This is a genomic window from Cryobacterium sp. 10S3, assembly GCF_034344045.1.
Lineage (GTDB): Bacteria > Actinomycetota > Actinomycetes > Actinomycetales > Microbacteriaceae > Cryobacterium > Cryobacterium glucosi.
This window is the reverse complement of sequence record NZ_CP133773.1, coordinates 1,807,256-1,831,446: the sequence shown is the minus strand read 5'-3', so window position 1 is coordinate 1,831,446 and position 24,191 is coordinate 1,807,256. Positions and strand designations below refer to the sequence as shown.

Annotated in this window: 20 protein-coding genes; 13 read left to right on the top strand and 7 right to left on the bottom strand. The window is 68.0% G+C overall.

Annotation, left to right across the window (positions count from 1 at the left end):
- Window position 1 precedes the first annotated feature (1 nt).
- A complete protein-coding gene (locus RHM57_RS08505) occupies window positions 2–457 on the bottom strand; it encodes a DUF3093 domain-containing protein (RefSeq protein ID WP_134447982.1) in 456 nt (151 codons plus the stop codon).
- Window positions 458–495: 38 nt separating this feature from the next.
- Between RHM57_RS08505 and dut the strand changes: the two genes are divergently transcribed.
- The 8 genes from dut to RHM57_RS08465 all read left to right on the top strand — a co-directional run bounded on the left by dut (window position 496) and on the right by RHM57_RS08465 (window position 11,959).
- On the top strand, window positions 496–984 hold the full coding sequence (gene dut, locus RHM57_RS08500; protein ID WP_241975429.1) for a dUTP diphosphatase: 489 nt from the start codon (window positions 496–498) through the stop codon (window positions 982–984).
- The gene (locus tag RHM57_RS08495; RefSeq protein WP_134447986.1) at window positions 981–1,610 is read left to right on the top strand and encodes a DUF3710 domain-containing protein; all 630 of its coding nucleotides are present in this window, start codon (window positions 981–983) and stop codon (window positions 1,608–1,610) included. Before dut ends, RHM57_RS08495 begins: the two co-directional genes overlap by 4 nt.
- Before the next feature lie 34 nt (window positions 1,611–1,644).
- Window positions 1,645–2,403: a DUF3159 domain-containing protein gene (locus RHM57_RS08490; RefSeq protein ID WP_134559827.1), complete on the top strand. Its 759-nt coding sequence runs from the start codon at window positions 1,645–1,647 to the stop codon at window positions 2,401–2,403.
- A gap of 37 nt (window positions 2,404–2,440) precedes the next feature.
- A complete protein-coding gene (locus RHM57_RS08485; RefSeq protein ID WP_322189729.1) occupies window positions 2,441–4,822 on the top strand; it encodes an HAD-IC family P-type ATPase in 2,382 nt (793 codons plus the stop codon).
- A 187-nt stretch (window positions 4,823–5,009) separates the two neighbouring features.
- Window positions 5,010–7,829, top strand: a complete 2,820-nt coding sequence (gene acnA / locus RHM57_RS08480) for an aconitate hydratase AcnA (RefSeq protein ID WP_134561176.1) — start codon at window positions 5,010–5,012, stop codon at window positions 7,827–7,829.
- A gap of 111 nt (window positions 7,830–7,940) precedes the next feature.
- Entirely contained in the window at window positions 7,941–9,896 is a 1,956-nt protein-coding gene (gene dxs / locus RHM57_RS08475; RefSeq protein ID WP_134447994.1) for a 1-deoxy-D-xylulose-5-phosphate synthase, read from the top strand.
- 55 nt (window positions 9,897–9,951) lie between these two features.
- Window positions 9,952–10,869 (top strand): NAD-dependent epimerase/dehydratase family protein, encoded by a 918-nt coding sequence (locus tag RHM57_RS08470; RefSeq protein WP_322135762.1) that lies wholly within the window; start codon window positions 9,952–9,954, stop codon window positions 10,867–10,869.
- A 112-nt stretch (window positions 10,870–10,981) separates the two neighbouring features.
- Entirely contained in the window at window positions 10,982–11,959 is a 978-nt protein-coding gene (locus RHM57_RS08465; RefSeq protein WP_322140830.1) for an aldo/keto reductase, read from the top strand.
- 90 nt (window positions 11,960–12,049) lie between these two features.
- On the opposite strand, the gene RHM57_RS08460 is transcribed toward RHM57_RS08465, so the two are convergent.
- The 4 genes from RHM57_RS08460 to RHM57_RS08445 form a co-directional block, all read right to left on the bottom strand.
- Entirely contained in the window at window positions 12,050–14,203 is a 2,154-nt protein-coding gene (locus RHM57_RS08460; RefSeq protein ID WP_134447998.1) for a 3-hydroxyacyl-CoA dehydrogenase NAD-binding domain-containing protein, read from the bottom strand.
- A gap of 3 nt (window positions 14,204–14,206) precedes the next feature.
- The gene (locus tag RHM57_RS08455; RefSeq protein ID WP_134448000.1) at window positions 14,207–15,406 is read right to left on the bottom strand and encodes a thiolase family protein; all 1,200 of its coding nucleotides are present in this window, start codon (window positions 15,404–15,406) and stop codon (window positions 14,207–14,209) included.
- Between the two features lie 77 nt (window positions 15,407–15,483).
- Window positions 15,484–16,680 carry an HRDC domain-containing protein gene (locus tag RHM57_RS08450; protein ID WP_322189728.1) on the bottom strand — a complete coding sequence of 399 codons (1,197 nt, stop codon included), beginning with the start codon at window positions 16,678–16,680 and terminating at the stop codon, window positions 15,484–15,486.
- Complete coding sequence (locus tag RHM57_RS08445; RefSeq protein WP_134559836.1) at window positions 16,673–17,263, bottom strand: DUF3000 domain-containing protein; 591 nt, start codon at window positions 17,261–17,263, stop codon at window positions 16,673–16,675. Before RHM57_RS08445 ends, RHM57_RS08450 begins: the two co-directional genes overlap by 8 nt.
- A gap of 63 nt (window positions 17,264–17,326) precedes the next feature.
- On the opposite strand from RHM57_RS08445, the gene RHM57_RS08440 reads away from it, so the two are divergent.
- Window positions 17,327–18,556 (top strand): alpha/beta hydrolase family protein, encoded by a 1,230-nt coding sequence (locus tag RHM57_RS08440; protein ID WP_322135765.1) that lies wholly within the window; start codon window positions 17,327–17,329, stop codon window positions 18,554–18,556.
- Window positions 18,557–18,561: 5 nt separating this feature from the next.
- Here RHM57_RS08440 and RHM57_RS08435 read toward each other — a convergent pair whose 3' ends face one another.
- Window positions 18,562–18,996, bottom strand: a complete 435-nt coding sequence (locus RHM57_RS08435; protein WP_134448008.1) for a SufE family protein — start codon at window positions 18,994–18,996, stop codon at window positions 18,562–18,564.
- 20 nt (window positions 18,997–19,016) lie between these two features.
- Complete coding sequence (locus RHM57_RS08430; protein WP_134448010.1) at window positions 19,017–19,919, bottom strand: sulfurtransferase; 903 nt, start codon at window positions 19,917–19,919, stop codon at window positions 19,017–19,019.
- 186 nt (window positions 19,920–20,105) lie between these two features.
- Between RHM57_RS08430 and zapE the strand changes: the two genes are divergently transcribed.
- The 4 genes from zapE (at window position 20,106) to RHM57_RS08410 (ending at window position 24,138) form a co-directional block, all read left to right on the top strand.
- Complete coding sequence (gene zapE / locus RHM57_RS08425) at window positions 20,106–21,164, top strand: cell division protein ZapE (protein WP_134448012.1); 1,059 nt, start codon at window positions 20,106–20,108, stop codon at window positions 21,162–21,164.
- A 389-nt stretch (window positions 21,165–21,553) separates the two neighbouring features.
- Entirely contained in the window at window positions 21,554–22,720 is a 1,167-nt protein-coding gene (locus tag RHM57_RS08420; protein ID WP_370294846.1) for an ammonium transporter, read from the top strand.
- A 184-nt stretch (window positions 22,721–22,904) separates the two neighbouring features.
- Window positions 22,905–23,411 carry a type II toxin-antitoxin system PemK/MazF family toxin gene (locus RHM57_RS08415; RefSeq protein WP_241985051.1) on the top strand — a complete coding sequence of 169 codons (507 nt, stop codon included), beginning with the start codon at window positions 22,905–22,907 and terminating at the stop codon, window positions 23,409–23,411.
- A 4-nt stretch (window positions 23,412–23,415) separates the two neighbouring features.
- Window positions 23,416–24,138 (top strand): YqjF family protein, encoded by a 723-nt coding sequence (locus RHM57_RS08410; RefSeq protein ID WP_134448016.1) that lies wholly within the window; start codon window positions 23,416–23,418, stop codon window positions 24,136–24,138.
- Window positions 24,139–24,191 lie beyond the last annotated feature (53 nt).

Sequence of the window (24,191 nt, the reverse complement as noted above, 5' to 3'; positions counted from 1 at the left end):
TTTAGTTACTTGATGCCGGCCGTCGTGATCCATTGATCGCGGCGGCCAACGTCGTTGGGTGGCGTGTCGAGACGAGCCAGTACGGTGCCGGATCCTGGGGATCCTCGATCGGGACCCGTACGACGGGACCGATCCAGCCCCTGATCAACAGCCAGGCCCGCGCGTCGAGCCTGCGTCCGCGCTCGAGCGTCGCTTCTGCGGCCTCGAAGGGCACGGCCTCCCCGATCAGCTCCGTTCCTATTCGCGCGCGACCCGCCGTGAAGACACCGTCCGCGACGGAGACGACCGGAGCAGTCAGCAGCAGGGTGAGGATCGCGGCACCGTAGAGCACGATGGCGATGATGATTCCCCAGAGCATCGAGATCGGTGCGAAAACGAGGATGCTCGCCGGCATCAGCAGTGCGGTCGCGAGGAATGGGGCTGGTGAGGCCCAGAGTTTTTCACGATATTCAGGCATGGCTCTATTCGATCAGACTTCTGCACTACCCTCGACACGTGGCAGAAAGCGTCGAAGTGTTGATAACCGCATCCATCGTTCCGCGGTACGCGCATCCGGGCGACGCCGGAGCAGATCTGCACTCGGCTGAAGAGCGTGTTCTTGCCCCCGGCGAGCGTGCCCTGGTCGGGACCGGCGTGTCGATCGCCCTCCCGGACGGTTATGCGGCGTTCATCGTGCCCCGCAGCGGCCTCGCGGCCAAGCACGGCATCACGATCGTGAACTCGCCGGGTACCGTCGATGCCGGCTACCGGGGCGAAATCAAGGTCTCGCTGCTCAACACCGACCAGACCGAATCTTTTGCGATCGCCGTGGGCGATCGCATTGCCCAGATCATCATCACGCCCGTCTCCCGGGCCGCTTTCATTCCCGTCGACCGGCTGCCAGACAGCCAGCGCGGCGCGGGCGGCTTCGGATCAACGGGTGTGAGTGAATCGGGAAACGGCCGGCAGACCGCCGGCTCACCAATGTCAGGAGACACCCCGTGACCGACGTCGCGAATGCGGACCAATTCCCGGAACCACTGCCCAAGTCGGCGCCGGAGGACCGTGAGACAGAGGGGCCCCTCGACGAGAGCGAGGCGAACCCGGTGCGACCGTACGTCGACCTCGGCGGCGTCAAGGTCCTGCCGCGCGAGGGCCTGCACCTGCGCCTCGAGATCGAAGAGGGCAGCAAGCGTGTCGTGGCCATCGGCCTGGACTACGCCGGTTCGACCCTGCAGGTCCAGCCGTTCGCCGCACCGCGGTCGAGTGGGCTGTGGCACGAGATCCGCGACCAGATCGCGGACCAGATCGGCAAGCAGGGCGGCACGACGACGCTGCGAGAAGGACCGTTCGGTCCGGAGCTCGTCGCGGAGATCCCCGTAGCCACCGGCCAGGACGCCTCCGAAACCAGCAGGCTGGCCCGTTTCATCGGCGTCGACGGCCCCCGCTGGTTCCTCCGCGGAGTGATCGCGGGCGAAGGCGCCATCAACCCGGACGCCGCCGCGCAGATCGAGGACCTCTTCCGCAGCATCGTCGTCGTGCGGGGGTCCGCACCGATGCCGCCGCGCGACCTGATCCCGCTGCGCATGCCGGTCACGCCCGCCGGCCCCGCAGAACCTTCCGACGCCTGACCCCACCCGTTCCCGCCAGGAAGATCGCCCCGACATGACGGACACCCCAGCATCCCGCGATGAGCCGGAGACCCCCCACCCGGCGGAGCCGGCCCCGAAGGCCGTGTTCGCCGACGGTATGGCCGCTGCGGCGCGACGTGCCGGCTTCTCGCCCGCTGCAGAGGGGGAGCCGATCAGCGGCCACGCCCTGCTCGCAGCGATGGGCGGCATCCGCGGCCTGGTCGAGGCCGTGGTGCCCGGGCTCGTCTTCCTCGTCACGTACACCCTGACCCGGGCCCTGGTTCCCTCCCTCGTCGCCCCGATCGTGATCGGTGTCGTGATGGCGGGCCTGCGTGTCGCGGCGAGGCAGACCGTGACGCAGGCTGTCGGCGGACTCGTCGGCATCGGCATCAGCGCCGTGCTCGCCTTGCTCTCCGGAAAGGCAGAGGACTTCTACCTCTCCGGGTTCTGGATCAACGGCGTGTACGGGGGAGCCCTCGTGATCTCGATCATCGTGGGGTGGCCGCTCATCGGCCTCGCCGTCGGCTTCCTGGTCGGCGACGGCGTGAACTGGCGGTCCGACCCGTCCAAGCGCCGGGTGCTCACCCTGCTGACCGCCCTCTGGGCAGGGCTGTTCCTCCTGCGCCTCGCCGTGGAACTCCCGCTGTACTACGCAGGCAACGTCGCCTGGCTCGGCGCGACCAAGCTCCTGATGGGCATCCCGCTGTATGCGCCGCTCCTCATCGTGTCGTGGCTGATGGTGCGGTCCGTCTACCGTCCGAGCCCGCCCGCCGACGGTGAATCCGGGAACTGATCCATGACCACGGCAGCGTCGTGACCGGCGCAGCTTCATGACCGGCGCGGGGGTTCACGATGGGCTGAGCGACGCCGAGGTTGCCGAGCGGCTCGCGGACGGTCGAGGCAACGACGTCCGGCAATCGACGTCGCGCACGGTGGCGGACATCCTGCGGGAGAACGTCTTCACCCTGTTCAACGCGATCCTGACCGTGTGCTTCGTCGCCGTCGCCGTGCTCGGCGACTACCGGGACGGCCTCTTCTACCTCGTCGTCGTCGCGAACGCGCTGATCGGGATCGTGCAGGAGGTCCGTGCGAAGCTCGTGCTCGACCGCCTCGCGCTCCTCGCGGTTCCCGAAGTCGCGGTCAAGCGCGATGGGTTCGCGCACATCGTCCCGCTCGGCTTGGTCGTCCAGGACGACGTGCTCATCCTCCGGCCGGGTGACCAGGTGCCCGCTGATGCCGTCGTCCTCGACGGAGACGACCTCGTCGCGGACGAGTCCCTCCTCACCGGGGAGTCCGATCCGGTCGTCAAGGTCGTCGGCGACGAACTCCTGTCCGGCTCGTACATCTCGGGCGGCTCCGGCTACGCGCGGCTCACGTTCGTGGGTGCTGACTCGTATGCGAACCGGCTCACCGCCGAGATCAAACGGCACTCCCTCGTCCACTCCGAGCTCCGGGCGGCGACCAACCGCATCCTCGTGCTGCTGTCGTGGCTGCTCGGCCCGGTGATCCTTCTCACCCTGATCGGGCGCATCGCGGCATACGGCGGGCTCGACGCGCTCTTCACCGGGCCGGATGCTCCGTGGCGCAGCGCACTCCGCGACTCGGTGGCCGGCGTCGTCGGCATGATCCCCGAGGGCCTCGTCCTCCTGATCAGCCTCGCCTTCGGCCTCGCCGCCATCCAGCTGGCCAGGCACAAGGTCCTCATCGAGGAACTCGCCGCTGTCGAGGTGCTCGCGCGGGTGGACGTGCTCTGCCTCGACAAGACCGGCACCCTCACGAGCGGCACGCTCGACTTCGACAGGCTCGTCGTGCAGTCGGCGGCGCACGAAGCGGATGCCCGGCTCGTGCTCGGCCTGATCGGCACGGACGATGCGGCGAACCTCACCGCGCGGGTGCTCGGGCTGCACTTCGAACCGGGGGCGGCCGTCGTGGGCGCCCGGCTCCCGTTCAGCTCCGCCCGCAAGTTCAGCGGCATCACCCTCGACCTTCCCGGGCGCGGCAGTTCGTCGTGGCTCTTCGGGGCCCCCGAGCGGCTGCTCGCGGCGCACCCCGAATCGCTGGCCGCGGCATCCGCTATCGCCGCCGAGGGACACCGCACCCTCGCGCTCGTGCGCCTGGACGGGACGACACCCCTCGACACGGCGTTCGACCCGGAGCACTCCAGCCTCGAACCGGTGTGCCTCGTGGTGTTCCGCGAATCGGTGCGCCCGCACGCGGCAGAGACCCTGCGGTACTTCGCGACGCAGGGGGTGCGCGTGATCGTCATGTCCGGGGACAGCCCCGTGACGGTCGCCGCGATCGCGCGCAGCCTCGGCGTGGCCGGCGAGACGGTCAACGCTGCAGAACTCGACGATGACGAAGCACTGGCGGCGGCGCTCGAAACGACGAGCCTGTTCGGACGGGTCAGCCCCGAGCAGAAGCGGACGGCCGTCGCCCTGCTGCAGGGACAGGGGCGGACGGTCGCGATGACGGGGGACGGCGTCAACGACGCGATGGCGATCAAGGACGCCGACCTCGGCATCGCGATGGGGTCTGCGACCCCTGCCACGAAGGCGGCGTCGCGCCTCGTCCTGCTCGACAACCGCTTCGACCGCCTCCCCGAGGTGCTCGGCCTCGGTCGCAGGGTCATCGCCAACGTCGAACGCGTCGCCAACCTGTTCCTGTCCAAGACGGTCTACGGCATCCTGATCGCCCTGACGACCTCCCTGCTCGCCTTGCCGTTCCCGTTCCTGCCCCGGCAGCTCACGCTGGTCTCCGGCCTCGCGATCGGCATCCCCTCGTTCGTGCTCGCGCTTGCGCCCAACCGGCGGATCTACACCCCGGGGGTCCTGCGCCGCATCCTCCGCTACGCCGTGCCGACAGGCGCCATCGCCGCGGCGACGGCCCTCGTGACGTTCCTCTTCCTCTACGGCAGGATTCCGCTCCACGAGGCGCGGAGCGTCACGACCATCGCGCTTTTCGTCGTCTCGCTCTGGATTCTCTGCGTGCTCGCCCGGCCGCTCACGGGTCCCCGTCTCGCCCTCGTCACGGGAATGGCCGCTGCGATGGTGCTCGCGTGCACGATCCCGTTCACCCGGGCGTTCTTCGTCATCGACGTGCGCCTCGACCTCCCGTTGCTTTTCGGGATCGGCATCGGGGCGCTCGGAGCGGCGGGCATCGAGCTCATGTACCGGCATGCGCGGCGCACCGGTCTCGTTTTCGACCGCGAATAGGGCGCGCCAGGGGAAGACCGGGCAGCCGCTCCCTGCTAGAGTTATCTCTACGTCAAGATAGTTTGACGGTGATATCGTTCGGTGACGCCGCCGGTTAGGTTACCCTTGCTGGCCTTGCGCTGGTCCGTTCGTCAGGATTGGGGACTGCGGACGGATTCCCGTCAGTTTCCACAAAGGAGAGGGCATCGTGTCTGCGTTAAACAGTTTTGGAGCCAAGGACACCCTCCGCGTCGGAGCGACAGACTATGAGGTCTTTCGCCTGGACTCGGTGCAGGGTTACGAATTGCTGCCGTTCAGTCTCAAGGTGCTGCTGGAGAACCTCCTCCGCACCGAAGACGGCGCCAACATCACGGCCGATCACATCCGCGCCCTCGGCGCCTGGGTTCCCACGAGCGAACCGGACACCGAGATCCAGTTCACGCCCGCCCGCGTGATCATGCAGGACTTCACGGGCGTGCCCTGCATCGTCGACCTCGCCACGATGCGCGAGGCCGTCGCAGAGCTCGGTGGCGACCCGAACAAGATCAACCCGCTCGCACCCGCCGAACTGGTCATCGACCACTCGGTCATCGCCGACCTCTTCGGCAGCGAGAACGCCCTCGAGCGCAACGTCGAGATCGAATACCAGCGCAACGGCGAGCGCTACCAGTTCCTGCGCTGGGGCCAGACAGCCTTCGACGACTTCAAGGTCGTCCCGCCGGGAACCGGCATCGTCCACCAGGTCAACATCGAATACCTCGCCCGCGTCACGATGACCCGCGTCGTCAACGGCGTGCTGCAGGCCTACCCGGACACCTGCGTCGGTACAGACTCGCACACGACCATGGTCAACGGTCTCGGCGTTCTCGGCTGGGGCGTCGGCGGCATCGAGGCAGAGGCGGCCATGCTCGGCCAGCCCGTCTCCATGCTCATCCCCAAGGTCGTCGGCTTCAAGCTCACCGGCTCCATCCCGACCGGCGTCACCGCGACGGATGTCGTCCTCACCATCACGCAGATGCTCCGCAAGCACGGCGTTGTCGGCAAGTTCGTCGAATTCTACGGAGAAGGCGTCGCGGAGGTCCCCCTCGCCAACCGCGCGACCATCGGCAACATGAGCCCCGAGTTCGGCTCGACCGCCGCCATGTTCCCGATCGACGATGTCACCCTCGGCTACCTGCGCCTCACCGGCCGCAGCGAGGAACAGGTCGCCCTCGTCGAGGCATACGCGAAGCTGCAGGGCCTCTGGCACGACCCGGCCCGTGAGCCCGTCTTCAGCGAGTACCTCGAGATCGACCTCGGTACCGTCGTCCCCTCGATCGCCGGTCCCAAGCGTCCGCAGGACCGGGTCGAGCTCAGCCGCGCCAAGAACCAGTTCGAGACCGACCTGCAGAGCTACGCGACCCAGGACCTGTCCCAGGTCGATGCCGCCGTCGAGGCGACCTTCCCCGCCTCCGACCCGATCGGGTTCACCGCCCAGGACGAGAGCAGCGCCCACGCGATCTCGCACACCCACGTGAGCCACCCGCCGCGGACCATCTCCAGCCCGGTCGCGATCGAGACCGCCGCGGGGGCGAGCTACACCCTCGACCACGGGGCCGTCGCCGTCGCCGCGATCACCTCCTGCACGAACACGTCCAACCCGAGCGTCATGCTCGCGGCCGGGCTCCTCGCCCGCAACGCCGTCAGGAAGGGCCTCACGAGCAAGCCGTGGGTCAAGACGACCCTCGCACCGGGCTCCAAGGTCGTCACGGACTACTACGAGAAGGCCGGCCTCACCGGTGACCTCGAAGCCCTCGGCTTCTACACCGTCGGCTACGGCTGCACCGTGTGCATCGGCAACACCGGTCCGCTCATCGACGAGGTGTCCGCCGCGATCAACGAGAACGACCTCGCCGTCACGGCCGTTCTCTCGGGCAACCGCAACTTCGAGGGCCGGATCAGCCCGGACGTCAAGATGAACTACCTGGCGAGCCCGCCGCTCGTGATCGCATACGCCCTCGCCGGTTCGATGAACTTCGACTTCGAGACGGATGCCCTCGGCGACGACACCGAGGGCAACCCGGTGTTCCTCAGGGACATCTGGCCGGATTCCGCAGAGGTGCAGTCGACGATCGACAGTTCGATCGACACCGAGATGTTCACGAAGGAGTACGGCGCCGTCTTCGAGGGCGACGAGCGCTGGCGCTCCCTGCCGACGCCAGACAGCGAAGTCTTCGAGTGGGACAGCGAGTCCACCTACGTGCGGAAGCCCCCGTACTTCGACGGCATGACGCTCGAGACCACCCCGGTGAGCGACATCGTCGGCGCCCGGGTGCTCGCGAAGCTCGGCGACTCTGTCACGACCGACCACATCAGCCCGGCAGGCAACATCAAGGCCGACAGCCCCGCCGGAGCGTACCTCGTCGAGCACGGGGTCGCCCGCGGCGACTTCAACTCCTACGGATCGCGCCGGGGCAACCACGAGGTCATGATCCGCGGCACCTTCGCCAACATCCGGCTGCGCAACCAGCTCCTCGACGACGTCGAGGGCGGCTACACCCGCGACTTCACCGTCGCGGGCGCGCCGCAGTCGTTCATCTACGACGCGAGCCAGAACTACCAGGCCGCGGGCATCCCGCTCGTGATCTTCGGCGGCAAGGAGTACGGCTCCGGTTCCTCACGGGACTGGGCGGCCAAGGGAACCAGCCTCCTCGGAGTCAAGGCCGTCATCACCGAGAGCTTCGAGCGGATCCACCGCTCGAACCTGATCGGCATGGGCGTCGTCCCGCTGCAGTTCCCGGCCGGCGAGAGCTGGGCGTCCCTGGGACTGGACGGCACCGAGATCGTCTCGATCGCGGGCCTGACGGAACTCAACGCCGGCGTCACCCCGAAGACGGTCCACGTGACCGCGACCCCGAGCGAGAACTCGGCAGCGGGCAAGGCGACCGTCGAATTCGACGCCGTGGTCCGCATCGACACGCCCGGTGAGGCCGACTACTACCGGAACGGCGGCATCCTGCAGTACGTTCTTCGTTCACTGGTCGCGTAACCGGCACGATTACCGGGTAACCGTTCGGGACCGGCGCGTAGACTCAACTCCTGTTGAAGCTACGCGCCGGTTCCTTTCTGCCCGCGACGTCGTACTCGAAAGGTGTTGCCGATGAGCCTGCTGGAGACCATAACGGGGCCGCGTGACCTCGACCGCCTCTCGCTCGAAGAATTGGTCCAGCTCGCGGCGGAAGTCCGCGGCTTCCTGGTCAGCGAGGTCTCCAAGACCGGCGGGCACCTCGGGCCGAACCTCGGCGTGGTCGAGATGACCATCGCCATCCACCGCGTCTTCGAGTCGCCGCGCGACGCGATCGTCTTCGACACCGGGCACCAGTCCTATGTGCACAAGCTCCTGACCGGCCGCCAGGACTTCAGCGGCCTCCGCCAGCAGGACGGCCTCGCGGGGTACCCGCAGCGCTCGGAGTCCGTGCACGACATCGTCGAGAGCTCCCACGCTTCGAGCTCGCTGTCCTGGGCTGACGGCATCTCCCGCGCCTTCGAGATGACCGGGCAGAGCGACCGGCACGTGATCGCCGTCGTCGGAGACGGTGCGCTCACCGGGGGGATGACCTGGGAAGCGCTCAACAACATCAGCGACGACAACACCCGCCGCCTGATCATCGTCGTGAACGACAACGGCCGCTCCTATGCCCCGACGATCGGCGGCATGGCCCGGTTCCTCAACACCGTGCGCACCCGCAGCAGCTATCACGCGGCCTACCTGAGCAGCCGCCGCGCCTTCGACAACATGGGCGCACCGGCCCGTGCGTTCTTCCGCGGTGTCCGCGGCGGGCTGCACGGCTTCCTCGCCCGATTCTCCAACAACGAGGCGCTGTACTCGAACCTCGACATCAAGTACATCGGCCCGGTCGACGGGCACGACATGGAAGCGATGCTCGAGGCGCTCCAGCAGGCCAGGAACTACGGTGCGCCGGTGATCGTGCACACGATCACCCAGAAGGGCAAGGGCTACAACCCTGCCATGCAGGACACCGCAGACCAGTTCCACGCGGTCGGCCAGATCGACCCGGAGACGGGGGAGTCGACCGAGACCCCCGGCGCGCCGTCCTGGACCTCGGTCTTCGCCGACGAACTCCTGAACCTCGCGACCGAGAACCAGCGGATCGTCGGGATCACGGCGGCCATGCTGCGTCCGACCGGGCTGCACCGGATGGCGGAACGGTTCCCGAACCGGGTGCACGACGTCGGCATCGCCGAGCAGCACGCCGTGACGAGCGCCGCCGGCCTAGCCTTCGGCGGGTTGCACCCCGTCGTCGCCCTGTACGCGACCTTCATCAACCGCGCCTTCGACCAGGTCCTGATGGACGTCGCCCTGCACAAGGCCGGGGTGACCTTCGTCCTCGACCGCGCGGGCGTGACCGGCCCGGACGGGCCGAGCCACCACGGCATCTGGGACCTTGCCATCCTTCAGGTCGTCCCCGGCATCCGTCTCGCTGCGCCGCGCGACTCGACCAGGCTCCGCGAGGAGCTCGGAGAGGCCGTCGCCGTCGAGGACGGACCGACCGTGCTGCGTTTCCCGAAGGGCAGCACCGGGGTCGAGTTCGACGCTGTGGCCCGCCTCGACGACGGCGTCGACGTTCTCCTCGAATCGACGCAGAAAGACGTGCTCATCGTCACGGTCGGACCGATGGCGGCCATGGGCCTCGACGTCGCCAGGCGCCTGTCAGCGCAGGGGATCGGCGCGACCGTCATCGACCCGCGCTGGGTCGTCCCTGTGCCCAGGAGCCTGGTCGGGCTCGCCGCTGAGCACCGCCTCGTCGTGAGCATCGAAGACGGGATCCGGGTCGGGGGAATCGGCACGCGCATCCGCCAGGACCTGCGCGAGGCCGGCGTCGACACGGCCGTCACCGAACTCGGACTGCCCGACGAATTCCTCGCCCACGGCACCCGCGCCGAGATCCTCGAACGGGTCGGCCTCACGCCACAGCACATCGCGCGCGACGTCGTGGCGATGGTGCTCGGCAGCAAGCTCCCGCACGCGCGGCCGCTCCCCGCCGATCGAACGGACACGGGATCGATCACGATGCGCGGCGGCCGCGCGGAGTGACCGGGCGACCCTGGGCCGGCTCGCCCGCACCGCGTATGCGCGACGGGGCATGCCGATGACGGTCATGATCGCGGGCTGCGGCGATCTCGGAACCGAGGTCGGGCTGCGGCTCGCGGCACTCGGACACCGCGTCGTCGGGCTGCGCAGGTCGCCCGGCGTTCTTCCCTTCGCGATCGAGGGCCAGGCCGTCGACCTCACCCGTGAGCGGCCCGTGGTCCCCGCCGATACCGACATCGTGATCGTCGCGATCGCCGCGGCCGGCCCGACCGCGGATGCCTACCGCACCTCCTACGTGGACGGCCTGCGCAACCTCCTCGACGCCCTCGATGCGGCGGGCGTCGAACCGAGCCGCTTCCTGCTCGTGTCCTCGACCGCCGTGTACGGCGTGAACGACGGGAGCTGGATCGACGAGGGAACTCCCGCTGTGCCCTCGTCCGGGACCGGTGCCGTGCTCCTCGAAGCCGAGGACCTGCTGCGCGGCCGCCTGCCCGGCGCCACCGTGCTGCGGCTCGCCGGGATCTACGGGCCCGGCAGGGAACGCCTGATCGGCCAGGTCCGCGACGGGACGACCTCTGCGGAGGGTTTGTCCAGCCACACCAACCGCATCCATCGGGACGACGCGGCAGCGGCCATCGTGCACCTCGTGACCGGCGACGCGGAGCCCGCGCCGCTCTACCTCGGCGCGGACAGCCTTCCCGCGCGGCGCGGTGACGTCCTCGCCTTCCTCGCCGCCGAACTCGGCGTTCCCGATCCGGTCGGACTCGCGAGCCGCGCGTCGACAGTGGTGGGGGAATCGGCCGACAGCCCCGCGAGTCCCGTCGGGTCAGCGGGCCGGGCGTCGCCCGGACCTCGCGGCGGCGACAAGCGCTGTCGTAACGCCCTCCTGCTCGCGAGCGGGTTCCGCTTCGCCTACCCGAGTTATCGGGAGGGGTACCGTTCCCTCCTCGCCGGCGTCGGCATCCGTCATCCCTGAACCGCCCTCGAGGTTTTAGGGTTGCAGCATACCCACCCCGCCCAGCACGGTCTCGATCCCCGAGGTCGGCGACGACCTCCCTCCACTCAGAATCGGAAAGGCTCTCCCCAGCATGAAGAACATCACTCTCGGCAGCACCGGCCTCATCGTCTCCCGGCTCGGACTCGGCTGCATGGGCATGTCCGCGTTCTACTCCGGTGCCGGAACGGATGAAGCGGAGTCCGTTCGCACCATCCACCGCGCGATCGACCTCGGCGTCACGCTCTTCGACACCGCGGAGATCTACGGACCGTACCTCAACGAAGAACTCCTCGGAAGAGCACTTGCCGACCGGCGCGACGAGGTCGTCGTCGCGACCAAGTTCGGCACCATCCTGCACCGCGGCGACGGAAGCAGGGGCCTCGACGGCAGCCCCGAGAACGTGCGCCTCTCGGTGCATGGCTCCCTGTCCCGACTCGGAACCGACCACATCGACCTGTACTACCAGCACCGGATGGACCCGGGCGTCCCGGTCGAGGAGACCGTCGGCGCCCTCGCCGAACTCATCGAGGAGGGCGTCATCGGCCACTACGGGCTCTCGGAGGCCGCACCGGACACGATTCGCCGCGCGCACGCCGTACACCCCGTGACGGCGCTGCAGACCGAATACTCGCTGTGGAGCCGTGACCCGGAGAAGGAGCTTCTCCCACTCCTGCGCGAGCTCGGCATCGGCTTCGTGCCATACTCGCCGCTCGGTCGCGGCTTCCTGACCGGGACCATCCGCTCGCTCGACCAGCTTGACGCGAGCGATTTCCGCCGCTCGAACCCTCGGTTCGAGGGCGAGAACCTGGCCGCCAACATCCGCATCGTCGAACAGGTGGATGCCGTCGCTGCGGAACTCGACGCGACCCCCGCCCAGGTGGCGCTCGCCTGGCTGCTGGCCCAGGGCGACGACATCGCCCCGATCCCCGGGACCAAGCGGGTCGCCAGGGTCGAGGAGAACGTCGCCGCCGGTGACCTCATCCTCACGGAAGCGCAGCTCGCCACCCTCGGCGCGCTCGACGCCCCCGCGGGCGACCGCTACGCCGACATGTCAGGGGTCAACAGGTAACCAGGGCGCCTCCCCGCCTGAGCCACACAAAAAACACCCTCGCCGACTCGACGAGGGTGTTTTTTGCGCAACTCAGGCGGGCAGCGGACGCTAGAGGGCTACGGGAACCTCCGACGAGACTCCGCGGATCATCGGCGTGTGGAACGTGCCGCCGAAGACGCGCTCGCTCGCGCCGACCCTGTCGAGGTACGGGGTGGCCCCGCCCATCTGGAACGGCCAGCCAGCCCCGAGGATCACGCACAGGTCGATGTCCTCCGCCGCGTGCACGACGTCGTCGTCGAGCATCCGCTTGATCTCGTCGGCGAGTCCGTCCTCGATGCGTCGCAGGATCTCCTCGCCCGTCATCGGCGTCGTGCCGCCGGCGACGATCTTCTTCGCGGTCTTGTCGAAGCCCGTGACCTTTCCCTTGGCATCGCGCTCGAGGATCTTGCCGTGCTCGGCGAGCCGGTGCAGGTTGTCGCTCTCGAAGAACCGGTCGGGGAACGCGGCATGGTGCGTGTCGAGGACGTGCGCTCCGACCTTGAGCCCGACGAGTTCGAGGAGCTCGAACGGCGTCATCGGGAGTCCGAACGGCGCGATCGCGCCGTCGACGACCTCGAACGGGGTGCCGGTGTCGACAGCGTGCATGGCCTCACCGAGGAGCTTCGCGAGGATGCGGTTGACCACGAAGCCGGGGGTGTCACGCGTGATCACGGCGTTCTTCCTCAGCTTGCCCGCGATCACCATCGCGGTCGAGAGGGTCGTCTCGTTCGTCTGCGGGGTGTTCACGACCTCGATGAGCGGCATCACAGCGACCGGATTGAAGAAGTGGAAGCCGACCAGGCGCTCCGGGTGGGCGAGCTTCGCACCGATCTGCTCGACGGAGAGAGACGAGGTGTTCGTCGCGAGGATCGCCTCCGGCGACACGTACTTCTCGATCTCGGCGAAGACATCCTGCTTGACGCCGAGTTCCTCGAACACGGCCTCGATCACCCAGTCGGCGTCGGAGAAGCTCGCCTTGTCCGTCGTGCCCGTCACGAGAGCCCTGAGCCGGTTGCCCTCGTCCGCTGTGATGCGGCCCTTGGACTGCAGCGTCGCGATCTCGCCGTGGATGTACGCGACGCCCTTGTCGACGCGGGCCTGGTCGAGGTCCGTGATGACGACGGGCACCTGCAGGCGGCGAACGAACAACAGGGCGAACTGGCTCGCCATCAGGCCGGCACCGATGACGCCGACCTTCGTGATCGGGCGCGCGAGCTTCTTGTCCGGAGAACCGGCCGGGCGCTTGGCGCGCTTCTGCACGAGGTTGAACGCATAGATGCTGGCCTGGAGCTGGTCGCCGGCGATGAGCGCGGCGAGGGAATCGTCCTCGCGCTCGAAGCCCTCCTCGCGTGTGCCGCTCTTGGCGGCCTTGAGCAGGTCGAGTGCGATATACGGGGAGAGCGCGACAGTCCCGATCCTGCTTTCGAGCATCCGCCTGGCGATTCCGATCGCGGCGTCCCACTTCACGAGGCGCTCGATCTTTCCCGGCTTGTTCGGCCGGGTGACCGTCGTCGTGCCGGCGATCACGCCGTCCGCCCAGGCGATGGAATGCTCGAGGAATGCCGCGGACCCGAAGAGCACATCGGCGATGCCGAGCTCGACGGTGTCGGTGGCCTTGAGGACCCGGTTCTTGAGCGGGTTCGAGATGATCACGGTGAGGGCGTTCTCGATGCCGATCAGGTTCGGCAGCAGGTAGGAGCCGCCCCAGCCGGGAATCAACCCGAGGGACACTTCGGGGAGGGCGACGGCGGCGACGGATGCGTCGACCGTGCGGTAGTCGGCGTTGAGGGCGATCTCGAGACCGCCCCCGAGTGCGAGCCCGTTGATGAAGACGAACGAGGGCACACCGAGCGTGGAGAGCTTCCCGAGGGCGTGGTGGCCGAGCTGGCCGAGCAGCTTGCCCGTCGCGAGCGAGGGAATCTCGCTGACCTTGCCGAGGTCGGCGCCTGCGGCGAGGATGAACGGCTTGCCTGTGACGGCGACGCCGTGGATCTCACCGCGTGCCGCCCGCTCGGCGAGGGCGTCGAGGGTGGCGGCGAACTCGAGAAGGGTGACCGGACCGAGGGTGTTCGGACGGGTGTGGTCCCTGCCGTTGTCCAGGGTGACCAGGGCGAGCGTGCGCGCCCCGGACAGGGGAATGTCGCGCACGAAGGAATGCGTGACGACCTCGTCACCGGAGAGGGCGACGAGTTCGGAGAAATCGAGTGCGGTGTAGTCGGTCATCGCTTACTTTGCCTTCCGATTGAAGTGCGGGTTTTCCCAGATGACGGTGCCGCCCTGCCCGAGGCCGATGCACATGGCGGTCAGGCCGTAACGGACCTCGGGGTGTTCGGCGAACTGGTGCGCGAGCTGGTTCATCAGGCGCACGCCAGAGGAGGCGAGCGGGTGGCCGATCGCGATCGCACCGCCGTACTCGTTGACGCGGGGGTCGTCGTCGTCGATGCCGAAGTGATCGAGGAAGGAGATGACCTGGACCGCGAAGGCCTCGTTGAGCTCGAAGAGTCCGATGTCGGTGATGCCGAGGCCGGCCTTGCGGAGGGCCTTCTCGGTGGACGGTACCGGGCCGAGGCCCATGACCTCAGGCTCGACACCCGCGAAGGCGAAGCTCACGAGCTTCATCTTGACGCTGAGGCCGAGTTCCTTGGCGGCGGCGCCGCTCGCGAGCAGGCAGGCGCTCGCGCCGTCGTTGAGCCCGGACGCGTTGCCTGCCGTGATCCGGCCGAAGGGCCGGAACGGGGTCTTCAGCGTGGCGAGGCCTTCGAGGGTCGTCTCGGGGCGCGGCGCTTCGTCGCGGGTCGCGAGCCCCCAGCCCTGTTCGCTGCGAATGGCGACGGAGACCAGGTCCGGCTGGATCTTGCCTGCCGCGTACGCCGCTGCGACCTTCTGCTGGCTGCGCAGCGCGTACCGGTCCGACCGGTCCTTGGTGTACTCGGGAAAGCGGTCGTGGATGCGCTCTGCGGTCGAGCCCATGTTCAGGGCGTCTTCGCTGACGAGCCGCTCGGAGAGGAACCGCGGGTTCGGGTCGACGCCGGAGCCCATCGGGTGCCGGCCCATGTGCTCGACGCCGCCGGCGATGGCGAGGTCGTATGCCCCGAAGCCGATCGCGGCGCCGACCGTGGTCACGGCGGTCATCGCACCGGCGCACATCCGGTCGATCGCGTATCCGGGCACCGATTTCGGCAGCCCGGCCAGCAGCGCCGCGGTGCGACCGAGGGTGAGTCCCTGGTCTCCCGACTGCGTCGTCGCGGCGATCGCAACCTCGTCGATACGTTCCCCCGGAACCTTCGGGTTCCGTTCCAGCAGGCCGATCATGGCCTTCACCACGAGATCATCCGCCCGGGTGTTCCAGTACATGCCCTTTTCGCCGGCGCGTCCGAACGGGGTACGAACCCCATCCACAAACACGACTTCTGCTCTTTCGGCCACGGTGCCTCCATCAATCAGATCAGGTGTCGGTTGATCCTAGGGTGGCACGATTGACGGGTCGAATCCTTGGACGGATCCTACGAATCGACCTCGACGGTTACGGCGATGTTTTGGTTGGCTTCGACAAAGGCAGCCGTGATCTGTTGTGCAGTGAGTTCAATTTGCCAGTCACGGGCACCGAGGGCGGCGAGCGCCTCGCTGATGGATTCCACTTCGATCGGCTCCGGTGGCGTCCAGGCGATCCGGCGCACGAAGTCCGGAGTGACGAGGTTCTCGATCGGGATCGCGAAGGACTCGGAGATCTGGCCGAGAGCAAGCCGCGCTGCCTTGTACCGCAGGTCGGCCTCTGGATTCCGGTCAGACCACGCCCGCGGCGGGGGAAGGGCGTCACCGATTCCGCGCAGGGAGGGGAGGTCCGTCGCGCGGATGCCGTCCTGGATCGCAGTCCACCACCTGTCGAGTTCGCTGCGGCTCGCGCGGCCGCTGAACTCGCGGAGATCGGCGAGCGCCTGCCTGCTGGCCGGCAACACCCGTGCAGCGGCGACGAGCGACGCGTCGGGGACGAGGCGCCCCGGCGACACGTCGAGGTGCCTGGCGAGGTCGTCGCGGGCAAGCCAGAGGGATCTCGCGACGGCGAGGTTGCGCTGGGAACGAATCGAATGCACCCCGGACAGCCTGCGCCAGGGCTCTGCGCTGATCGGCTTGGGCTCGTGGTCGAGCGTCGCCTGGAATTCCTGGGCGGCGATCTGGGTCTTCTCGTCGGCGGCGAGCATCTCGACCATACGGTCGCGCAGGTCGGGGAGGAGCTCGACGTCGAGGGCGCCGTAGACGAGCCAGCTCTCCGGGAGCGGCCTGGTCGACCAGTTCGCCGCGGAATGCTCCTTGGCGAGATGGATGCCGAGGAGTTCCTCGACGACCGTGCCGAGGCCGACCCGCGGTAAGCCGAGAAGGCGTGCGGCCAGTTCGGTGTCGAAGATGATGTGCGGGTCGAGGCCGACCTCCCTCAGGCACGCGAGGTCCTGACTGGCGGCGTGGAAGATCCATTCATCTCCCGCGATCGCCGCGTTGAGCTCGGAGAAGTCCCCGATCGCCGGCGGATCGAACAGGAAGGTGCCCGCGCCGCGCCGGTACATCTGGATCAGGTACGCGCGCTGGGAGTATGTGAAACCCGATGCCCGTTCGGCGTCGATGCCGATCGGTCCCGTTCCCTCGCTGAGGGCAGCGGTGGCCGCCAGATAGGCGTCCCGCGTATCGATCACGCGGTGATCAACCACGACCAGTTCGGCGTGCGGACAACATGCTGACTCCTTCGCCAATCGGGGGAAGACCTGCGAGCATGCAGATCAATTCGCCCCAGCCTTCGACGTGAGCGGTGAGATTGTGGTCCACAGGTGTCCACGAAGCACGCAGCTCTATCTGCGCACCGTCGCCTTGCTTCGCAAGTTCGCCGAAGCCCGACGAAATAATCTTAGTCGCGGTTCCGGATGCCGCGGTATAGCGGGCTCCGTGGGAGTCGAGGGCATCGATCAGCCAGGCCCAGGCCACTTCGGCGAGGAAAGGGTCGACACCGATCTCCGTCTCGAGGGGAGCCTGCGCGAAGCAGACCACCCGGAATGCTCCGCCCCAGGCCTCCGGCTCCTCAGGGTCATAGAGGAGGATGAAACGGCCGGTCCCGAGATCGGAGTTGCCTCCGTGGCGTGACGGGGCGACATCCGCGGAGAGGGCAACGGCGTGCGGGGCGAGCTTCCCGGGGGCCGGGATTTCGCTGAGCACCAGGTCGGTGCGGGTGTGCGCTCTGCGGATGGCCGCGAGCGCAGCGGCGAACTCCGGGGGGAGTGGTTCTTGTGTTTCGGGCACGTCTGCAGACTAGAGTTTTTTCCGGGCGGGTCGGTGAGGCACGCCGGGCAGCCGGAGGTACGCGTGCGGGAAAAATCGAGGTCAGGGACGCCGGGCGGACTGGTCGTCGCGGTCACGGCTCTCGTAGTTGCCGGCGCGGCCGCGGTCGTGGTGGCGGGAGTGAGCGTGCTGGCCGCCGTGATGGCGCGTCGTATCGTGACGCCGTCCGACGCACGCGCCGACGACACCGACGTTCTCGGCGTCGATCTCGAGGCCGCGACGATCACGCTCGCGGTGACGCCGGATTCCGTGTTGCCCGGTGACTACAGCTTCTGGTTCGAGCGTGAGTCCGGGCACGCCCAGCTCGGCGAGGTCCTCCGCGTGACGAAGACGGCGGTCATCCGCCGGATAGCCCGAATCGACTACGGGGACCTGAGCGAGGCCCGCAGAGGCCGCCTCGGCGGGTATTCCTATCTGGGTCCCTGGGATCTCGGCCTCCCGTTCGAGCAGGTGCAGGTGCAGACGGAGGTCGGCGAGGCCCCGGCCTGGCTGGTCCCCGCCGAGCGGCCGGACGGTCGCTGGGTGATCCAGGTGCACGGGCGGGGTGTGCGACGGCAGGAGACCCTGCGGGCCGTCCCTGTGTTCCACGACAGGGGCTACAGCTGCCTCCTGGTCTCGTATCGCAACGACGGCGACGCGCCGGGAAGCGACGACGGCCGGTACGGACTCGGGGATACCGAATGGCGCGATATCGATGCGGCGATCGGTTTCGCGGCGGCTCGCGGCGCGACGAGCATCGTGCTGATGGGGTGGTCGATGGGCGGCGCGATCGTGCTGCAAACCGCGACGCGTACGGGCTACCCGCACCTGCTCTCCGGCATCGTGCTCGATTCGCCTGTGATCGACTGGGCAGACGTCGTCGCGTTCCAGGGCAGCACGCTTCGCCTGCCTGGCCTCGTTGCCACGGGGGCCATGCAGGTCCTCGGCCGGCGGTGGGGCGGCCGCCTCACCGGCCAGGCGAGTCCGATCGACTTCCGCAGGCTCGACTTCGTGACCCGCGCCGACGACCTCGAGCTCCCCGTGCTCCTGATGCACAGCGATGACGACGGCTACGTGCCCTCGAGCCCGTCGCGCGCCCTCGCGGTTCGCCGGCCCGACATCGTGACCTTTCTACCGTTCACCGTCGCGCGGCACACCAAACTCTGGAACTATGACAGGGAAGGATGGAACGCGGCGATCGGGACCTGGCTCGGCGAACTCGAATCCCCGGCGGAACCGACCGGGCCTGATGATCCGCTCCACCCGGCCGGATAGCGGTCTCAGGGGCGCTCGCGCAGCTTGCGCTTGGTGCGGGCGAGCATCGCGGACATGCCACGGATGCGGAGCGGCGAGACCGCCTGCGTGAGTCCGATGGTCTGCGGGTAGTCGTCCGGCACGGCGAGCACCTCGGCGACGGACAGGCCGTCGAGGCCCTGCGCGAGGATGGACGCGAATCCCCGGGTCGTCGGGGACTCCCTGGGCGCCGTCGCGTGCAGGTGCACCGCGTCCCGGTCGTCGACATCGACGAAGATGAACACGGGTGACTGGCACTCGACGACGCGTTCGAGCAGGTCGGGATGCTCCTGGTACCGGCTCGGAAGCTCGGGGAGTTCATCGGCGAACTCGAGCAGAAGGAGTAAGCGGTCCTTCTGTTCCAGCTCGAGGAAGTCTTCCTGGATCTCGGCCAGTTTCGCGGGCAGTTCGGTGGTGGTCATCAATCAGATCCTGTCCTGGTTCAGCGGGGTTCGGGGGCCGTACCGGCGGCCGCTCCCGTGACGATCGGGACCCGCACGGCGTTGCCCCATTCCGTCCAGGAACCGTCGTAGTTGCGCACGTCCTCGAATCCGAGCAGGTGGGTGAGCACGAACCAGGTGTGGCTCGACCGCTCGCCGATCCGGCAGTACGCGATCACGGCATCGTTCTCGCGGAGCCCCGCCTCGCCGCGGTAGATCGCCTCGAGTTCCGCGCGGGACTTGAAGGTCGCATCCGGTGCCGCGGCGCGCGCCCACGGCACGGAGGCCGCAGAGGGGATGTGGCCGCCGCGCAGGGCGCCTTCCTCCGGGTATGCGGGCATCGTGGTGCGCTCCCCGGTGTACTCCTCGGGGGAGCGGACGTCGATGAGCGGGCGGCCGAAGTGTGCGAGCACGTCGTCCTTGAAGGCGCGGATCGGCGCGTCGTTGCGGGGGACGAGGGGGTACTCCGCGGCAGCCACCTCCGTGGCCTCGCGGGTCAGGGCTCCGCCCTCGGCGATCCACTTGTCCCTGCCGCCGTCGAGCAGGCGCACGTCGGGGTGGCCGAAGAGGCTGAACACCCAGAGCGCGTACGCGGCCCACCAGTTGTTCTTGTCGCCGTAGATCACGACGGTGGAATCGCGCGCGATGCCCTTCGAACCCAGGACGGCCGCGAAGGCAGCGCTGTCGACGAAGTCCCGCTGGACCGCGTCGTTGAGCTCGGTGTGCCAGTCGATCTTGACGGCGCCGGGGATGTGGCCGCTCTCATAGAGGAGCACGTCCTCGTCGGACTCGAGGACAGTGAGTCCGGCATCACCCTGGTGTTCGCGCAGCCAGGCCGTGCTGACGAGCCGTTCGGGATGAGCGTACGCGGCGAACTTGGCATCCGGATCGAGATCGACGGGCATGGGAACCTCCAGTGGGGCCGGGCGGTGCCCCGGGATCATTTGAACGCGGTTTAGGCTGGTCTTCCGGCCCGCGCTTCGAATGTACGCGGTCCGGCCTGGTCGCGCATTCGTGGTGAAATACTTCAACACGAATGTCCGAAAAGCAGCCCATATGGCCAACCGAGACAGAAACACGGGTATTCCACGATGGTTCCAGAGGCGCCCCGGGCTCCCAGTCGGCTGCATCGGCTCGCGGAACGCTCTCCCGAGATCACGGGGGCCGAAATCGTCGCCGAACTCGTGCCGCCTCCCCAGTTCGAGCACGCCTCATTCGAGTCCTACCGGCCCGATGTGAACTTCCCTTCCCAGCTCGAGGCCGTCGACCGGCTCACGGCCTTCGCCGAGGCCTGGCGACCGCAGCGCCCCGGCGGATTCTTCTCACGTACCCGGAAGGCTCCAGCGCAACTCCCGGGGATCTACCTCGACGGTGGGTTCGGCGTCGGGAAGACCCACTTGCTCGCCGCGCTGTGGCACTCCGCGCCGGGCCCCAAGTACTTCGGCACCTTCATCGAATACACCGCCCTCGTCGGGGCGCTCGGTTATGCTGCGGCGGTCCGGCAGCTCTCCGGGGCGAAGCTCATCTGCATCGACGAGTTCGAACTCGACGACCCGGGCGACACCATGTTGATGACGCGGTTGCTCGGCGAGCTCGTGGCCTCGGGCACCCGGGTCGCCGCGACCTCCAATACGCCGCCGAATTCACTCGGTGAGGGCCGGTTCGCGGCCATCGACTTCCTTCGCGAGATCCGCGCCATGTCCGCGAACTTCGAAATCCTCCGCATCGACGGGCTCGACTACCGCAGGCGCGACATCGAAGGCCACTCCGTCGCCGTCGAGGGACCCGAACTCGACCGGCTCGTCGCGGCGCTCGTGGCCAGGGGAGCGAACGTGACGGAAGACGACTTCGGTTCCCTGATCCGGCATCTCAGCACCGTGCATCCGTCGAAGTACATCAAACTGATCGCCGGGGTCGAGGTCATCGCCCTGACCGACAGCTACCTGTTGACCGACCAGACGGATGCCCTGCGGCTGGTCGCCTTCATCGATCGCGTCTACGACGCCGAAATACCGATCGTCGCGAGCGGGTTGCCCCTCGCGGAGGTCTTCGACGATGAGATGCTCGCGGGCGGCTACCGGAAGAAGTACCAGCGCTCCCAGTCGCGGATGGTGGCACTGACAACGGGCGAGCTCCCTCCGCACGACTGAAACCGGGATCCGTCGCGGCCGAATGCGGCTCTGACGTGCCTGTTTGCCGGAACGGCCCTGTCGAATCGGCGGCTGAGTCAAGCCGGGAAACGCGGAGTCGGGAGATACCGGGCGTCAGGAAACACGATGTTAACACGGTCAACAATCGCGTAACGCGGTCGAAACATCCCTGAGCGTGTGCGGAAACGTGTGCACTCCACACTGTCTCTGTACCTGCCGATACACGCTTCACGCTCACCCTGTGCACGTCGGCGGTCATCCCTGTTAGTTAGAGAGAGGTAACCATATCCATGGTTGAACTGTCGGTCCTGCTGGACGATACGACTGATGCACTTACCACAAACATCAATTCCCTGTGGCTCCTCGTCGCGGCAGCCCTCGTCCTCCTGATGACTCCGGGCGTGGCCTTCTTCTACGGCGGCATGGTCAAGGCGAAGAGCGTCATCTCCATGATGATGATGAGCTTCGGCGCCATGGGCCTGATCGGCGTGCTGTGGGTCCTCTACGGTTACGGCCTGTCCTTCGGACCGCCGCTCATCGGCGGCTGGCTCGGAAACCCGTCCGAGCTGATCGGCCTCAACGCACTCCTGACGAGCGGCAAGGACGGCGGACCCGACCTGGGCGCCCTCGCGTTCGCCGGCTTCCAGGCCACCTTCGCGATCATCACCGTCGCCCTCATCTCCGGAGCGATCGCCGACCGGGCCAAGTTCGGCGCGTGGATGATCTTCGCCGGCGTCTGGGCCACCCTGGTCTACTTCCCGGTCGCGTACTGGGTGTTCAACCTCACGGACGGCTGGGCTCCCTTCCTCCTCAAGGTCAACGACTTCGCCGGCGGCACCGCGGTGCACATCAACGCCGGTGCGGCCGGCCTCGCCCTCGCCCTGGTCCTCGGCAAGCGCGTCGGCTTCAAGAAGGGCATCTCCAAGCCGCACAACGTGCCGCTGACCCTCCTCGGCGCCGCACTGCTCTGGTTCGGCTGGTTCGGCTTCAACGCCGGCTCCGAAGCCGCCGTCGACGGTATCGCCGCCCTCGCCTGGATCAACACCCTCGCAGCACCCGCCGCCGGTATCATCGGCTGGCTGATCGTTGAGAAGATCAAGGACGGCAAGCCGACCATGATCGGTGCAGCATCGGGCGCCGTCGCAGGCCTCGTCGCGATCACCCCCGCGTGTAACATCCTGACCCCGATGTGGGGCATCCTCCTCGGGCTCATCGTGGGCGCCGTCTGTGCCGTCGCGATCGACCTGAAGTTCAAGCTCGGCTTCGACGACTCCCTGGACGTCGTGGGCATCCACCTCGTCGGCGGCATCATCGGAACGCTCTACGTCGGTCTCGTCGGCAACAACGTCGGCCTCCTCCAGACGGGCAGCTTCAACCAGCTCGGCGTGCAGGCCCTCGCGGCATTCGGCATCGGCATCTACTCCTTCGTGATGGCATACGCCATCGGCTGGATCATCCAGAAGACGATCGGCTTCCGCATCACGAACGAAGACGAAGTAGCCGGCGTCGACACCATCGTGCACGGCGAAGAGGGCTACGCGCTCGACGCCGTCTAACCGGCACTTTCTCTGCACGGGCAGCTGAAACCAGAGCCAGCCGAAACAAGAAGGGGCGCATCCGCGGCACGCGGATGCGCCCCTTCTTGCGTCCGATCCGGTGCCTGTGCACGAGCGGATGCTGACCGTCGACCTAGCAGTCGCCCGTCAGCGCCTGACGGATCGGGTGCGATACAGTGTGGCTGTGTCAGCCATCCGCGGTTTCTTCAGTGCCCTGCGGCGACTCTTCGCGCCGACGAGGCCTCGCAGTGACCGGTCGACGGTTCCGAGCCCTGGTCGAACCGGAGCGGGCGCGACCGTCGAAGTCGACCCGCGGAGTCTTCGTGATGTACGGCTCGCCTACCGGCCGACCCGGAATGCGAGTCCGGACCCTGGAGAAATCGTCTGGACCTGGGTTCCCTTCGAGGAACGTGACGGGCGCGGCAAGGACCGCCCGGTCGTGATCGTGGCCGAGGCGGGCAAAGGGGCCGTCCTGGCCGTCCAGTTGACGAGCAAGGACCGAACCGGGCACCCCGACTATGTGGCGCTCGGCGTCGGCGACTGGGACAGGAGCGGCCGTCCCAGCTGGGTCAACGTGGACCGGGTCTTCATCGTGAACCCGGGCGGCATGCGTCGTGAGGCCGCCAGGGTCGATGCCGCGCGCTACGGGCGCATCGCGACGGTCCTGCGCGGCCGTTACGGCTGGAACTAGGACCATGCCGAGCAGTCACCCGGCCTCGTCGATTGCGCCGCCCCTCGCCGGCCGGGCTGTTGCGAGCCAGCGCTGGTCGCACCTCTGCTTCGTGCATTGGCGCGTGCCGGCCGCCGAGGTCGCACCGCTCCTGCCCGCGGGCCTGGTTCCCGACGAATTCGACGGCACCAGCTGGGTGGGCCTCATCCCGTTCGTCCTGGATCGGGCCACGATCTGGGGCAGCCCACCCATTCCGTACTTCGGGAATTTCGTGGAGGTGAATGTCCGGCTCTACGCCGTCGACGCCGAGGGGCGACGCGGAGTCGTCTTCGTCTCCCTCGAGGCGTCGCGGCTCGCGGCGGTGCTCGCTGCCCGTGCCGCGTTCGCACTTCCGTACATGTGGTCGCGGACGCGGCTGGCCGTCGTGGCGGGCGAGTACCGCTATTCCTCCCTGCGGCACTTCGCAGGCCGGGCCAGGACCGATATCGTCGTCCGGCCGGGGATGGAACCGGTGACCGGTGAACCGCTCGCGGACTTCCTCACGGCGCGCTGGGCGCTTTTCACCCGTGCCAGGGGGCGCACGGTCTACCTCCGTAACCACCACGAGCCCTGGGAGCTCGTCCAGGCCGAGCTCGTGCACCTGGACGACACTCTGCTGGCCGAGGCCGGCTTCCCGGCGCTCAGCGGGCGCGTACCGGATTCGGTGCTGTATTCGCCGGGCGTCACGACCCGTTTCGGAACGGGCTGACCCGTATCACTGGCGGTCCGGCGGCCGAGCGGGGAGCCCATTGACAACAGGAC

Excerpts from the sequence above, each read along its gene's own strand:
- zapE (WP_134448012.1), top strand. The coding sequence starts at position 20,106 with ATGGTTCCAGAGGCGCCCCGGGCTCCCAGTCGGCTGCATCGGCTCGCG.
- RHM57_RS08420 (WP_370294846.1), top strand. The coding sequence starts at position 21,554 with ATGACTCCGGGCGTGGCCTTCTTCTACGGCGGCATGGTCAAGGCGAAG.
- RHM57_RS08460 (WP_134447998.1), bottom strand. The coding sequence starts at position 14,203 with ATGACCGACTACACCGCACTCGATTTCTCCGAACTCGTCGCCCTCTCC.
- RHM57_RS08465 (WP_322140830.1), top strand. The coding sequence starts at position 10,982 with ATGAAGAACATCACTCTCGGCAGCACCGGCCTCATCGTCTCCCGGCTC.
- RHM57_RS08470 (WP_322135762.1), top strand. The coding sequence starts at position 9,952 with ATGACGGTCATGATCGCGGGCTGCGGCGATCTCGGAACCGAGGTCGGG.
- RHM57_RS08435 (WP_134448008.1), bottom strand. The coding sequence starts at position 18,996 with ATGACCACCACCGAACTGCCCGCGAAACTGGCCGAGATCCAGGAAGAC.
- RHM57_RS08410 (WP_134448016.1), top strand. The coding sequence starts at position 23,416 with ATGCCGAGCAGTCACCCGGCCTCGTCGATTGCGCCGCCCCTCGCCGGC.
- RHM57_RS08505 (WP_134447982.1), bottom strand. The coding sequence starts at position 457 with ATGCCTGAATATCGTGAAAAACTCTGGGCCTCACCAGCCCCATTCCTC.
- RHM57_RS08485 (WP_322189729.1), top strand. The coding sequence starts at position 2,441 with ATGACCGGCGCGGGGGTTCACGATGGGCTGAGCGACGCCGAGGTTGCC.
- dxs (WP_134447994.1), top strand. The coding sequence starts at position 7,941 with ATGAGCCTGCTGGAGACCATAACGGGGCCGCGTGACCTCGACCGCCTC.
- RHM57_RS08490 (WP_134559827.1), top strand. The coding sequence starts at position 1,645 with ATGACGGACACCCCAGCATCCCGCGATGAGCCGGAGACCCCCCACCCG.
- RHM57_RS08430 (WP_134448010.1), bottom strand. The coding sequence starts at position 19,919 with ATGCCCGTCGATCTCGATCCGGATGCCAAGTTCGCCGCGTACGCTCAT.